The organism is Saccharibacter sp. EH611 (genome assembly GCF_009834765.1).
Classification (GTDB): Bacteria; Pseudomonadota; Alphaproteobacteria; order Acetobacterales; family Acetobacteraceae; genus Saccharibacter.
Map to the genome: position 1 here is coordinate 269,894 of NZ_WVHP01000022.1, position 13,504 is coordinate 283,397.

9 protein-coding genes, 1 rRNA gene and 1 pseudogene are annotated in these 13,504 nt (G+C 52.8%); 7 read left to right on the plus strand and 4 right to left on the minus strand.

Annotated elements, in window-relative coordinates; genetic code table 11:
* Positions 1 to 23: 23 nt before the first annotated feature.
* From ftsY to dapF, 3 genes are read right to left on the minus strand one after another with little or no spacing between them, the layout of a single operon-like run.
* A complete protein-coding gene (gene ftsY, locus GS535_RS08440; protein WP_160791931.1) occupies positions 24 to 938 on the minus strand; it encodes a signal recognition particle-docking protein FtsY in 915 nt (304 codons plus the stop codon).
* Between the two features lie 34 nt (positions 939 to 972).
* A complete protein-coding gene (locus GS535_RS08445) occupies positions 973 to 2,199 on the minus strand; it encodes a MiaB/RimO family radical SAM methylthiotransferase (RefSeq protein ID WP_160791932.1) in 1,227 nt (408 codons plus the stop codon).
* Entirely contained in the window at positions 2,196 to 2,969 is a 774-nt protein-coding gene (gene dapF / locus GS535_RS08450) for a diaminopimelate epimerase (RefSeq protein ID WP_160791933.1), read from the minus strand. Before dapF ends, GS535_RS08445 begins: the two co-directional genes overlap by 4 nt.
* A gap of 398 nt (positions 2,970 to 3,367) precedes the next feature.
* Here dapF and GS535_RS08455 point away from each other — a divergent pair, with 398 nt between their 5' ends.
* The 4 genes and pseudogenes from GS535_RS08455 to GS535_RS08465 all read left to right on the plus strand — a co-directional run bounded on the left by GS535_RS08455 (position 3,368) and on the right by GS535_RS08465 (position 7,351).
* Positions 3,368 to 4,213 carry an Ltp family lipoprotein gene (locus tag GS535_RS08455; protein ID WP_160791934.1) on the plus strand — a complete coding sequence of 282 codons (846 nt, stop codon included), beginning with the start codon at positions 3,368 to 3,370 and terminating at the stop codon, positions 4,211 to 4,213.
* Positions 4,214 to 4,251: 38 nt separating this feature from the next.
* A pseudogene (locus GS535_RS11310) lies at positions 4,252 to 4,368 on the plus strand (IS5/IS1182 family transposase); the annotation flags it as partial.
* A gap of 401 nt (positions 4,369 to 4,769) precedes the next feature.
* Positions 4,770 to 5,405: a class I SAM-dependent methyltransferase gene (locus GS535_RS08460; protein ID WP_370518152.1), complete on the plus strand. Its 636-nt coding sequence runs from the start codon at positions 4,770 to 4,772 to the stop codon at positions 5,403 to 5,405.
* Between the two features lie 170 nt (positions 5,406 to 5,575).
* Complete coding sequence (locus GS535_RS08465) at positions 5,576 to 7,351, plus strand: DEAD/DEAH box helicase (protein ID WP_160791978.1); 1,776 nt, start codon at positions 5,576 to 5,578, stop codon at positions 7,349 to 7,351.
* Positions 7,352 to 7,404: 53 nt separating this feature from the next.
* On the opposite strand, the gene GS535_RS08470 is transcribed toward GS535_RS08465, so the two are convergent.
* A complete protein-coding gene (locus tag GS535_RS08470; RefSeq protein WP_160791935.1) occupies positions 7,405 to 8,172 on the minus strand; it encodes an SDR family NAD(P)-dependent oxidoreductase in 768 nt (255 codons plus the stop codon).
* 89 nt (positions 8,173 to 8,261) lie between these two features.
* Between GS535_RS08470 and GS535_RS08475 the strand changes: the two genes are divergently transcribed.
* The 3 genes from GS535_RS08475 to GS535_RS08485 all read left to right on the plus strand — a co-directional run.
* On the plus strand, positions 8,262 to 8,840 hold the full coding sequence (locus GS535_RS08475; protein ID WP_160791936.1) for a YqgE/AlgH family protein: 579 nt from the start codon (positions 8,262 to 8,264) through the stop codon (positions 8,838 to 8,840).
* Between the two features lie 325 nt (positions 8,841 to 9,165).
* Entirely contained in the window at positions 9,166 to 11,754 is a 2,589-nt protein-coding gene (gene clpB, locus GS535_RS08480) for an ATP-dependent chaperone ClpB (RefSeq protein WP_160791937.1), read from the plus strand.
* A gap of 552 nt (positions 11,755 to 12,306) precedes the next feature.
* A 16S ribosomal RNA gene (locus GS535_RS08485) occupies positions 12,307 to 13,504 on the plus strand; the annotation flags it as partial.

Below are 13,504 nucleotides of genomic sequence, written 5' to 3' on the forward strand. Positions count from 1 at the left end.
GGAAGGGGAAAGGGATCGATCGTTTATGGGGTAGCCGCTTCCCCAACAAGACCACGGGCATAGTCTTGGGCAGAGAATGGGCGGAGATCCTCTGCTTTCTCTCCCACACCGACCATATGAACAGGCAGCTTAAACTTCTCTGCCAAGGCCACGACAATGCCACCGCGTGCTGACCCGTCGAGTTTGGTGACAATCAGCCCACTTACATTGACGAGCTCTTGGAAGACACGCACTTGCTCAATGGCATTTTGCCCCGTTGTGGCGTCCAGAACGAGAAGGACAGAATGCGGGGCCGTGTCGTCGAATTTCTTCATGACGCGGATGATCTTGGCCAGTTCTTCCATCAGAGCATTTTTATTGTGCAACCGTCCGGCTGTATCGACGAGAAGAACATCCGTTTGTTCTTCAGTCGCCCGTTTGAGCCCATCATAAGCGAGGCCTGCTGCATCACCGCCTTGTTTGCCAGCGATGACGGGGGCGCCAACGCGTTCCCCCCAGACTTGAAGCTGCTCAACGGCGGCAGCGCGGAAGGTATCCCCAGCCACTAAGGTGACGGACTTTCCTTCTTGGCGGTACTGATGGGCCATTTTGCCGATGGTGGTGGTTTTCCCCGTGCCGTTAACCCCAACAACCAGCACGACATGAGGTTTTTTCTCTGGGTCTGGCGTAAAGGGAACAGCTACCGGCTCGAGCACATGTGAAATTTCATGGGCTAATGTCGCGCGAATCTCTTCACTGGTGACATTTTGGCCAAAGCTCGTTTCGCGAAACTTTGTGATGATCCGTTCTGCAACGGCGGGGCCGAGGTCAGCCGCAATCAGTTCATCTTCCAGCTCTTCCAGCGTGTCATCATCAAGCAGGCGCTTAACAAAGACAGAGTTGAGGCGCTCGCTTGAGCGGGAAAGACCTTGTTTGAGTCGTGAGAAAAATCCAGCCATATCGTGTAGCAGTGAGCCTAAGAGGGGTTTATCGTCAAGAGGAAGAAAGAGGGCGGGCGATGAGTTTCCCGCCCGTATGGTGAAGGATGCGCACTTTTTGCAGGGTGCCTCGTGTGCTTTGCGCGTTCTCTTCAAGCCTCACGGAGGCGAAGTTGGGGAGATGACCCGTTGTGGCACTTTCCATCAAGAGAGTGTCTTCACGCCCGATGAAGCGATCCAGAAAGGCATCCCGGCTGGCTTCTCCCACGGCGCGAAGCTGGGCGGCGCGTTCTTGCCGGATGGGGCGTGGCACAGCGGGCATACGCGCAGCAGGGGTCCCGGGGCGTTCGCTATACGGAAAGACATGGAGAAACGGGATCGCCTGTTCTGTCAGGAAATCCTTGGTTTCGTGAAAAAGCGCGTCTGTTTCTGTGGGGAAGCCTGCAATCACATCGGCTCCCACGCCTATATCGGGGCGTAATGCCCGTGCATGCTGTAAAATCGTGGCGACCTGCGCTGTGGAGTGACGGCGTTTCATGCGTTTCAAAATGAGGTCTGATCCAGCTTGAAGAGACAGATGGAGATGCGGCGCTAAACGCGGCTCATTCTCCAGCACATCCCAAAGGACGCGGTCGCCATGCTCAGGATCCAACAAGATGGGATCAAGAGAGGAGAGGCGTAGTTGCGCAAGTTCCGGCACCGCTTGCAAAATGGCGCGGCAGAGTGTGCCGAGGCTTTGCCCATCTTGCTGCCAAGAGGCAAGGTCAACGCCTGTGAGGACAAGCTCATGATGTCCAGCCTCGCTGAGAGCACGCGCACGGGTGATAATGTCCTCTAAGGCGATGGAAGAGGCATCACCACGGCCATAGGGAATAATGCAAAATGTGCAGCGATGGTCACAGCCTTGCTGAATTTGGAGCAGAGCGCGCACATGGCGTGAAGGGGGCAGGCTTGGCTTTTCTCCATCACGCACGCCCCACATAGCCGGGGTGAGCTTTTCTCCGTTTGGGACGACGCGTTGCACGCCCGGGAGAGCCTCCCACCGCGCGGCATCACGCTCTGACGCACAGCCTGTGACGACAATCTTCGCGTCGGGTGTTTGGCGATGTGCTCGACGAATCGCCTGACGGGCCTGCCGTTCCGCTTCTGCCGTGACGGTGCAGGTATTGACGATGATGGTAGGCGCCCCGTCATTGATCTGCCCAAGGCGCGCGTAATGCTCCATCCCTTCGCTCTCATGGGCGTTGAGGCGGCAGCCAAAGGTCAATAAGGAGACGCTCATGCGAGTGTCCCGGTGAAGACGGTGGTTGCAGGGCCCGTCATAAGCACGGTGCCGTCCTCGTTCCACGTGATGGTGAGGTCGCCTTTTTCCATCGTGACCACGCAGGTGCGTTCGACCAGATTACGACGCACAGCATTCACAACCGCAGCGCAGGCACCAGAGCCGCAGGCCAGCGTAAGTCCCGCACCGCGCTCCCACACGCGCAGGCGGATATGGGTGCGCGAGCGGACTTCGGCAAAGCCGATATTAGCCCGTTCTGGGAAGAGAGCGTCATGCTCCAAGGCTTCGCCCAACGTGGTGGCCTCTTCAATAGAGCGGAAGAGGGTCGCATGGGGGTTGCCCATAGAGCAGGCGGCGGCGTCATAGAGCGGAAGATGGCGCGTATCACATGCATGAGCGAGGGGGATGTCCTGCCAATCAAGCTTAGGAATACCCATACTGACCGTGATCAGCCCATTTTCCTGCCATGTGGGAAGCAGTCCGTTCTGGGTTTGCAAAACGGGCTCGTTCCCCAGCAAGGATGAAACACAGCGAGAGGCATTGCCGCATGCGCCAGCTTCTGATCCATCAGGGTTATAGAAGCGCACAAAGACATCTGCCTTTGGGTCTGTCGGCGGGGTGAGCAGAACAAGCTGGTCGCAGCCTACGCCAAGGCGGCGGTCACATAAGGCGCGAATCTCGGCTTCGGTGAGGGGCGTAGGGGTCGTTCTGCCGTCAATGACGACGAAGTCATTGCCCAGCCCGTGCATTTTCGTAAAAACAAGACTCATAGGGTGATTATATGGGGAGGAAGAGGAGCTGAACAGTCCTCCAGAACCATCCTTTTTTCTTTAAAGTGAGTTAAGCTCTTCAACGTTCAGCTAGGTCGTCTTCCCTTTAAAGAAGTAGTCAAGGAGAGAGGCCAGATGTTTGATGAGGGTGAGAGAGTTCTCAAAGAACTATGTGTCATCATAGGGCGTGTGATGGTGGTCATTTGGTCTCGTTGTGCAGGTGGCCAGATCAAGAGCCGGAATAGAAGGCTCAGATGCCCTGAAAAATCTTTACAATGAGTTTTCAAAAGGCTTTTAGCTGGTGCCAGACTGTCGAATATTTGTCAGTTTTGGTGATTCTGATAGTCATGATGATAGGGTAAAATGGAGATATGTCATTAAATGGAAGGTTCTATGACATGGCTAAAGCACATAAGATTATCGGGGTGACGGTAATAAGCGTCTCTTTTTTAATGATTTTCAATCATTTTAATGGAAGCATGAGAAGACATAATATTTCTGCAATGGATAGAAACAATAGTAATTATAAACCGTATTCATTAACACCTACCCAACAAAATGCGTTTAGAGAGGCCAAAAGTTATCTTGATTCAAATTCTTTTTCTCGTATAGGCCTTATTCATCAATTAGATAGCGATATAGTAGGCTTTTCTAAAGAAGATGCTACGGTGGCAGTTAATGCGTTAAAAGTAGATTGGAAAGAACAAGCAGTAAAGGAAGCGCATTCATATTTGGATATTCAAGGCTTTTCATGTAAAGCGCTTGTTGAGCAGTTGTCTTCACCTTATTCTGACAATTATTCAATGGATGAAGCATCATATGCTGCTAAGAAAGTAGGGGTTTGCCCGTCTAATATGATATTTAATTCGAAAGGATTAGAGGATGTTATAGATATTCACTCGGGCACTGGAGACAAAGTTCGTGCGTTTATAGATGCAGGAGGATTGAATTCACATAACAATTTCTTTCATGGTCTTTACGTGGATTATTATTCTTTAAAGGTGGAAAATAAAGAGAAGATAATTTCTGTAGACATATTAACGGATGATTCATCATCGTTGGATGATGTACTTTCGAACATGGGATCTTACTGTGAAATAGCAAAATGGAATAGAGTTCATGATGATTACGCATATGACATTCATATTGGAGAAGGTTATGGGAAAAATTGTGATGCAATATATAGGAAAATGTCTCATGGGTTCAGCATAACTTATGCGCTTCCTGGTTATCTTCAGCATTAAAAAGTTTTATGTGTCTTAGGTGATATTACGTAGCTTGTGCGATTTTCTGGCGGCATCAGAACGGTGCGACATGGCGTGCTGTGCCCTCTGAGTATGGTTCTTGGTGGATGGCTGCACAATGTGTCATTCGAAGGTCTAAACGTGGTTTTTGGGACTTTGGAGCGCACCCTGTTATTCGAACATAATGAAACAAGACTGATGCCAGTTGTCCCAAATAGGCCTACAGGTACCGCCATCTGGTTGAAAAACTGCGGGCAAGGTTCAAGGAGGGACGGGCTGTCGTAACCCGATATGTAAAGACCGCTCTTTCCTTTCTCTCTGCCACCCTCATCGTGGTTACCGTTTTTTTAACTACGATCCAGATGGGAATAGAGGTGAGAAAATGAGTTGTTCATAAGAGCTGAAGCTTTGCATGCCTGTCGTGTATCAAGCAGTGTGTCCTCTCGGCCTTTTATGGACGAAGAGCCCTCTCATGTTAGACTACAGAAAATATGGGCGCGTGCCCTTATGATGTGACAATAAGCGTGACGTGAGACGCTTGAGGAAAGGGAAAACCGTGGAAGGGATTCACGAAAAAGCGTTTATGCAGGCCAATAATGAGCCTGATGAGGATTTTTTTGCCCGTCAGGGGCTCGATTCACTGATGGATATGGGCGCTCGCACTGCTGTAACGGCTCTGTATCGCACAACACTTCCGGTAGGGGGACGTACGCTAGATGTGATGGCTGGGGCGATGAGCCATATGCCAGAAGATGCCGTCTTTCAGGAGTTGATTGGCCTTGATGTCAACCAAGCGGCTCTCGATGCGAATAATGTGCTGACGCTGGGGACGGTGCAAAACCTCAACACAACGCCGCATCTTCCTTTTGAAGATCAAAGCTTTGACGGCGTGGTGATGTGCGATGGTTTGGCGTATTTGACACAACCACAGGTCGTGTTTGAAGAAATTTACCGTGTTCTCAAACCGAATGTACCTTTTATCGTGAGTTTTTCAGACCGGTTTTTACCTGAGAAAGCCGTTGCCATTTGGCAAGCGCTGGAGCCGGAAGATCGCGTGCGTTTTACAAGTGCGTTGATGGCCCGGGCTGGCTTCACAGACCTTGATACAGGGGAAGTGGCTCCACCAGAGGATCTCACCGCGTGGAAAGACACGGTACGTGCGGTGATTGGACGGCGCTCTGCAGGGCAATAATTCCCTCATAAAATGGTGATTTTGTGAGAGCCATTTTAATGTTAACATAACGATGTGTGGCCTTGTATGTGATATTCTCTGGTATTCAGAGACATAAAGGGCTATTCACCGCCCTTCTAAGCTGCCCACCTTCCTGTGGCAGCGTGTGTTTGACCGAGTGTTCGTTGACGATGCCTTTTCCTGATACCCATCCCGCTTTGACCCGTGCTCTTAAAGCGCGAGGTTATGACCAGCCGACCCCCGTGCAAGAAGCTGTGTTAGAGCTGGGGTTGGATGCACGAGATCTCCTTGTTTCCGCTCAGACTGGGTCAGGAAAGACCGTTGCCTTTGGTCTGGCGTTTGCTTCTACCCTTCTGGGAGAAAAAGAGAAGCTTCCTCCTACCCGTTCTCCCTTAGCGTTGGTGATCGCTCCAACGCGTGAGCTCGCTCTGCAGGTGCAGTCTGAGCTAACATGGCTGTATGGTGAAACCGGTGCCCGTATTGCGAGTTGTATTGGTGGCACCGATGCACGACGTGAGGCACGCGCTCTTGAGCGTGGTGTGCATATCGTTGTGGGCACGCCGGGCCGCCTGTGCGACCATCTTTCACGCGGTAAGTTGGATTTATCAGCATTGCGGGTCGTGGTGCTGGATGAAGCTGACGAGATGCTGGATATGGGGTTCCGTGAGGAGCTTGAGCAGATTTTGGATGCTGCTCCTCCAGAACGCCGGACGTTGTTGTTCTCTGCGACCTTAGCGCGTGAGATTGTTGGTCTTGCGCGTCGCTACCAGAAAGACGCGGCGCGGATTGATACTATTTCTGGCCAGAAGCAGCATGCTGATATTACCTATCGTGGCGTGGTGACGGCTCCCCAAGAAATTGGGCGTTCTCTGGTCAATGTGTTGCGCTATTATGATAGCCCGACCACGCTGGTTTTCTGCAATACGCGCTTGCTGGTTGGGCAGGTGCAAGCTGAATTGCTTCAGCGTGGTTTTGCGTCAGTCGCCATTTCAGGTGAAATGGGGCAGAACGAGCGCTCCCGTGCGATTGAAAGCCTGAAATCAGGGTTGGCGCGCGTGTGTGTGGCCACGGATGTGGCTGCCCGTGGGATTGATATTCCAGCGCTTGGGCTTGTGGTTCATGCGAGCTTGCCGTCTTCGTCGGAAACCTTGTTGCATCGTTCAGGGCGGACAGGCCGTGCGGGGCGCAAGGGCACAAGTGTGCTGATGGTGCCGTTTAATCAGCGTCGTCGCGCTGAGCGTCTCCTTGCACAAGCGAAGATTAAAGCAACATGGGAAAACGTGCCGTCTGTTGACGCCGTGGCTGAGCAAGATGCACGCCGCTTGATGGAAGACCCACTGTTGACGCAAGAGCCTCAAGGCGAGAGTGACCCATGGGTGGCAAAACTAGTGGAAACCTTTGATGCAACGCGTTTAGCAACAGCGCTGGTGGGGATGTATAAGTCACGCCTTCCACGTGTTGAAAAAGTGCGTCCTGTGTCTTTGGAGCCGCCTAAGGGGCGGGACGCTCGCTCTGGCGGGCGTGTCGAATCGGGGGCTTGGTTCCGCCTTGGTGTGGGACGGAGTGAGAAAGCTGATCCAAAATGGTTGGTTCCGCTGATTTGTCGCCTTGGTGGTGTGCAAAAGCGCGATATCGGCAGCATTCGTATTCAGCAAGAAGATACGCTTTTTCAGATTAGTGATGAGAAAGTCGCTCGCTTTAATGCCTGCCGTGCCGGGGTTGAAGATGGCGAAGCGTCTATTGAGCCTGCCGAGGCTCCTCCAGCAGGCCCTCCACGTCGTGGTGGCCGTGGGTCATTTGGTGGCGGCGGACGTCGTCCCGGTGGGCCAGGAGGCGGTCGTTTTGGTGGTCGTCGTGATGGTGGCGGTGGCCGTGGTCGTGGTGGGCCGGGCAAGCGTCCGTCTGGGCCGCGCAGTGGTGAGAAATCGACACGTCGTCGTTCATAAAAGAGTTCAAGATTTCAGGAAGGGGCGGCTCCATGATGGGGCCGCCTTTTTTCTTATGAGGCGCTGGGTGTGCGTTGAACACTCAGTCCTCCTGAAGCCTGACAGACCGGCATCATTTCAATGCGGTTGATGTTCATATGAGCGGGAAGCTGTAGGAGCCACGAAACAGTTTCAGCAATATCGTCTGGAGTGAGAGGGGTTGTGCCTTCGTAAACGGCCGCGGCTTTGGCCGAATCGCCAAGGCGGACATCGCTAAACTCGCTTCCGCCACAGAGCCCCGGTTCCAGATTGGTGACACGCAGCGGTGTGCCGAGGAGGTCTGTGCGGAGGTTGCGCATAAATTGGCTAACAAATGCTTTTGTTGCGCCATAGACATTTCCACCGCGATAAGGATACGTTCCAGCTGTACTCCCGATGGAAATGATATAGCCTTGTTGGCGTTTTATCATACCGGGGAGGAAAGCATGTGTGATTTCAATGAGGCCAGAGATATTGGTATGCACCATCGTTTCCCACTCATCGGGGTTACAGTCTTGAGCGGGGCCAACGCCAAGCGCTAAACCGGCATTGTTAATGAGAACATCGACAGAGCGCCAAGCGTCAGGAAGTTGTTGTGGTACGTTACGAATAGCGCTGATGTCTGTCATATCGAGCGTGACGGGAAGGAGTGCATCGCCTAACGTATGGTGAAGCGCTGTGAGCCGTTCTGTGCGGCGTCCGGTTGCAATGACGCGGTGTCCTTCTTTTACAAGACGTTTTGCAAGGGCAGCGCCAAAGCCGGATGTGGCTCCAGTAACAAGAATTGTTTGGGAAGATGTCATGGATCACACTCTCCTAAGATATCAGGAAGAAGGACGGATATGCTCCGTCGTGAAGAGACCAGCATGCCGTCATTTTGAAAGGGATGGAAATGCCTTTTATATCTCTAGGTGAAAATCTGACGGGCCAGTTGCTCGTAGCGAGCCCGGTATTGGCCGAAACTGAGTTTGCACAGACGGTTATTTATCTTTGTGCCCATTCCACAGAAGAAGGTGCGATGGGCGTGATTGTGAATAGACGTCTTAACCAACCGAGCATGGAAGACCTTCTCAAGCAGCTGGAGATAACACCGAATCCACCGCAGCGTCTTTTTGGTGTGGGCGTGGGAGGGCCGGTTGAGCCGGGGCGTGGTTTTGTCCTTCATTCGCCAGAATGGAGCGAAGGCAGCACGCTAATGACGACGGATTTCGCTGGGTTAAGTGTGAGCTTGGATGTCGTGCGTGAGCTCGCGGCAGGGCGCGGGCCTCGTCAGGCGATGATGTTGCTCGGCCATGCGGGCTGGACAGCCGGACAGTTGGAAGAAGAGATTGTGCATGGCAATGCATGGTATGTGGCCCCAGCCACTGAGGAGCTCGTTTTTGGTGCTGATCCTCGTCGTAAATGGGTCAACGCACTGACGTCCGTTGGGGTTCATCCGGCTTCTTTAACGCAAGCTGTGGGGGAGGCTTAATCCTTCTTTCATGATCACAATAGGGTGAGGGGCAGGGGCGGGGATGGTCGTGCATCAGCGTGCTTCCCATATGTACAGCATCAAACGTCACCATAGATGGAATGGTTGTTGTGCGGTGGTTCATGCCTCTCTTATCTCGCTCCTTTAAGAGTGTTCGTGTGTCTATGAGGCGCGATTGCTATGCGCTTTGGCATGTGCGCTGCTGCCATGACCCTTGAATTCTTTCTAAGACTGCCTAAATATTAAGCACGGGCCGTTGCCAATTGGGACGGCGCGAACAGTCATCGTCGCCTCTTATGGGACGATTAAGGAGAGAAAGTTACCCATGGATATTCAAAAATTTACCGAACGGAGCCAAGGTTTTATTCAAGCCGCGCAAACGATTGCTTTGCGGGACTATCACCAGCAATTAACGCCGGAACATTTGCTCAAAGCCTTGCTGGATGACGAGCAAGGGGCCGCTTCAGCGCTGATTCGTGCAGCAGGGGGAGACCCAAAGCAGGTTCAAACAGCCAATGACGCTGCTTTAGCGAAAGTGCCGCAAGTGCAGGGTTCTGGTGCAAGCCAGCCGCAAGCAACGCCTGATTTTGTGCGTGTTCTTGATGGCGCTGAGGCGGATGCTCAGGCGGCGGGTGATAGCTTCGTGGCGCAAGACCGTTTGCTGGTAGCGATTAGCCGCAGCAAAACACCTGCTGGCGATGCGCTACGTGGTGGCCATGCAACGCCGGAAGCATTGGCGCAAGCTGTCGAAAAGATTCGTAAAGGGCGCAAGGTGGATTCTGCTGGGGCAGAAAGTACCTTCGATGCATTGAAGAAATACGCGCGCGATGTCACGGCGGTCGCACGTGAAGGCAAGCTGGATCCTGTGATTGGGCGTGATGAAGAGATTCGTCGGGCTGTGCAGGTTTTGGCACGACGCAGCAAGAATAACCCCGTGCTGATCGGGGAGCCCGGTGTGGGTAAGACCGCCATCGTGGAAGGGCTAGCGCTGCGTATCATTAACGGCGATGTGCCTGAAGCGTTGCGTAATAAGAGCTTGCTGTCTCTGGATCTCGGTGCGCTGGTCGCAGGGGCCAAATATCGCGGTGAGTTTGAAGAGCGCCTCAAAGCTGTGTTGAAAGAGATTGAAAGCGCTGAAGGCGAAGTCATTCTCTTTATTGATGAGATGCACACGATCGTGGGTGCTGGGCGCTCTGACGGGGCGATGGATGCGTCTAACCTGATTAAGCCAGAGCTGGCACGTGGTGTTCTCCACTGTATCGGCGCGACGACGCTAGACGAATACCGCAAATATATTGAGAAAGATGCGGCCTTGGCCCGTCGTTTCCAACCGGTTTTTGTCGGTGAGCCCTCCGTTACGGATACGGTCTCTATCTTGCGTGGGATTAAGGAGAAATACGAGCTTCATCACGGGGTGCGTATTACCGATAATGCGCTTGTTGCTGCAGCAACTTTGTCGAATCGTTACATCACGGATCGTTTCCTCCCTGATAAAGCGATTGACCTTGTGGATGAGGCCGCCAGCCGTGTGCGAATGCAGATCGACAGCAAGCCTGAAGCCCTTGATGAGCTTGATCGCCGCATTATTCAGCTCAAGATCGAACGTGAAGCGATCCGTAAGGAAGAGGATTCCGCATCCAAGGAACGCCTGGTGGCGTTGGAAGCAGAACTTGCTGACTTGCAAGAGAAGTCTGACGAGCTGAGCGCGGAATGGCATGCGGAGAAAGACCGTATGGGCGCTGTGCAGAAGAGCAAAGAAAAGCTCGACCAAGCACGCTCAGAGGTGGAGATTGCGCAGCGTCAAGGAAACCTCCAGCGAGCATCTGAGCTGATGTATAGTCAGATTCCTCAGTTGGAAGCGGAAATTGCTCAAGCGCAAGAGGCAGCTGAAGCAAGTGCCGATAAGGCTGGTCTGTTTGCCGATACGGTGACAGACCAAGGCATTGCCGCTGTTGTCTCACGCTGGACAGGTGTGCCGGTTGATCGGATGTTGGAGGGTGAGCGTTCCAAGCTTCTGCGGATGGAGAGCGTGCTGCGTGAGCGCGTTGTTGGGCAGGAAACGGCGTTGGTCGCGGTATCGAATGCCGTGCGGCGTGCGCGTGCAGGGCTGCAGGATCCTAACCGTCCGATTGGGTCGTTCCTTTTCTTAGGCCCCACAGGTGTCGGGAAAACAGAGCTGACCAAAACGCTGGCGCAGTTCCTCTTTGATGATGAAAACGCCTTGCTGCGGATTGATATGAGTGAGTTCATGGAGAAGCACTCCGTCTCTCGCTTGGTCGGTGCGCCTCCCGGCTATGTCGGGTACGATGAAGGCGGTGTGTTAACAGAAGCGGTGCGTCGTCGTCCGTATCAGGTCATTCTGTTTGATGAGGTCGAGAAGGCCCATCCTGACGTCTTCAATATCCTTTTGCAGGTATTGGATGATGGGCGTTTGACCGATAGCCAAGGTCGTGTGGTGGACTTCCGCAATACGATCATCGTGCTGACCAGCAACCTCGGGTCGGATGTTCTGTCTCAACAACAAGATGGTGAGCCGACAGAGCAGGTTCAGGATCAGGTGATGAGCGTTGTGCGTGAGCATTTCCGCCCTGAGTTTCTCAACCGGTTGGATGAGATTATCCTGTTCTCTCGTCTGCAGCGGGCGGACATGGGTAAGATCGTTGACATTCAGTTGGGCCGTCTGCGCAAATTGCTGGCAGACCGCAAGATTGAGCTGGAGCTGGATGATAAAGCGCGCGAATGGTTGGCTGCAGCAGGATATGATCCTGTATATGGCGCACGTCCTTTGAAACGCGTGATTCAACGTGAGCTACAAAATGAGCTTGCTGAGTTGCTGCTTAAAGGAACCGTTCATGATGGGCAGACCGTGCTTGTCTCTGCGGATGACGATCACCTTGTGATTAGTGAGAAATAAAGCACGTTCTCTTTTGATAGCGTGTTTATGAAGAAAGCCGCCATGTGGGATGAACCGCATGGCGGCTTTTCTATGTAAGGGGCAGCCGCCTGATGAAGCGGTCAAAGACATAGAGATGGGGCAAGAACAGTCTTTTTCTGGGAGATTTGTGTTTTTAGTGAGGGATTCGTTTTTTAGTGGGAATTTTTGTCCCAGAGTGTGGGGAGGTCTGGGGATGATTCGGAGTGGTGATAGGGTGTTATGTAAGAATATTCCCTCTAATTTTTGTTGGTTTTCTGGGGTTTTTTGAATTTGAGGGGTTCTTTTTTCATTTTTTCTTATGAATGTTGTTGACGGTATAGGGGTGTGTGCGTATAAGCCCATTCACCGGCGGCGCTGGAGCGGAAACGCGGCGGGGTTGACCGGTAGAGATGCTGATCTTTGAAAGTTGAATAGGAAGAGACTGGAAGGGATATATTGGCGGCGTTTTAGTGTTTAGACGCTAGGACGCAAGTGTTGATGTATTCTGACATAGTTTAGATGCTTTGAATGCTTGTGCGTTTTGGTAGGATTGAACGTGAGAGTTTGATTCTGGCTCAGAGCGAACGCTGGCGGCATGCTTAACACATGCAAGTCGCACGAACCTTTCGGGGTTAGTGGCGGACGGGTGAGTAACGCGTAGGAACCTATCCTGAGGTGGGGGATAACACTGGGAAACTGGTGCTAATACCGCATGATACCTGAGGGTCAAAGGCTTTTGTTGCCTTAGGAGGGGCCTGCGTTTGATTAGCTAGTTGGTTGGGTAAAGGCTGACCAAGGCGATGATCAATAGCTGGTTTGAGAGGATGATCAGCCACACTGGGACTGAGACACGGCCCAGACTCCTACGGGAGGCAGCAGTGGGGAATATTGGACAATGGGGGCAACCCTGATCCAGCAATGCCGCGTGTGTGAAGAAGGTCTTCGGATTGTAAAGCACTTTCACTAGGGAAGATGATGACGGTACCTAGAGAAGAAGCCCCGGCTAACTTCGTGCCAGCAGCCGCGGTAATACGAAGGGGGCTAGCGTTGCTCGGAATGACTGGGCGTAAAGGGCGCGTAGGCGGTTTATACAGTCAGATGTGAAATCCCCGGGCTTAACCTGGGAACTGCATTTGATACGTATAGACTAGAGTCCGAGAGAGGATTGCGGAATTCCCAGTGTAGAGGTGAAATTCGTAGATATTGGGAAGAACACCAGTTGCGAAGGCGGCAATCTGGCTCGGAACTGACGCTGAGGCGCGAAAGCGTGGGGAGCGAACAGGATTAGATACCCTGGTAGTCCACGCTGTAAACGATGTGTGCTGGATGTTGGGAAACTTAGTTTTTCAGTGTCGAAGCTAACGTGTTAAGCACACCGCCTGGGGAGTACGACCGCAAGGTTGAAACTCAAAGAAATTGACGGGGGCCCGCACAAGCGGTGGAGCATGTGGTTTAATTCGAAGCAACGCGCAGAACCTTACCAGGTCTTGTATGGGGAGGACGTGCTCAGAGATGAGTATTTCTTCGGACCTCCCGCACAGGTGCTGCATGGCTGTCGTCAGCTCGTGTCGTGAGATGTTGGGTTAAGTCCCGCAACGAGCGCAACCCCTGTCTTTAGTTGCCATCACGTTTGGGTGGGCACTCTAGAGAGACTGCCGGTGACAAGCCGGAGGAAGGTGGGGATGACGTCAAGTCCTCATGGCCCTTATGACCTGGGCTACACACGTGCTACAATGGCGGTGACAATGGG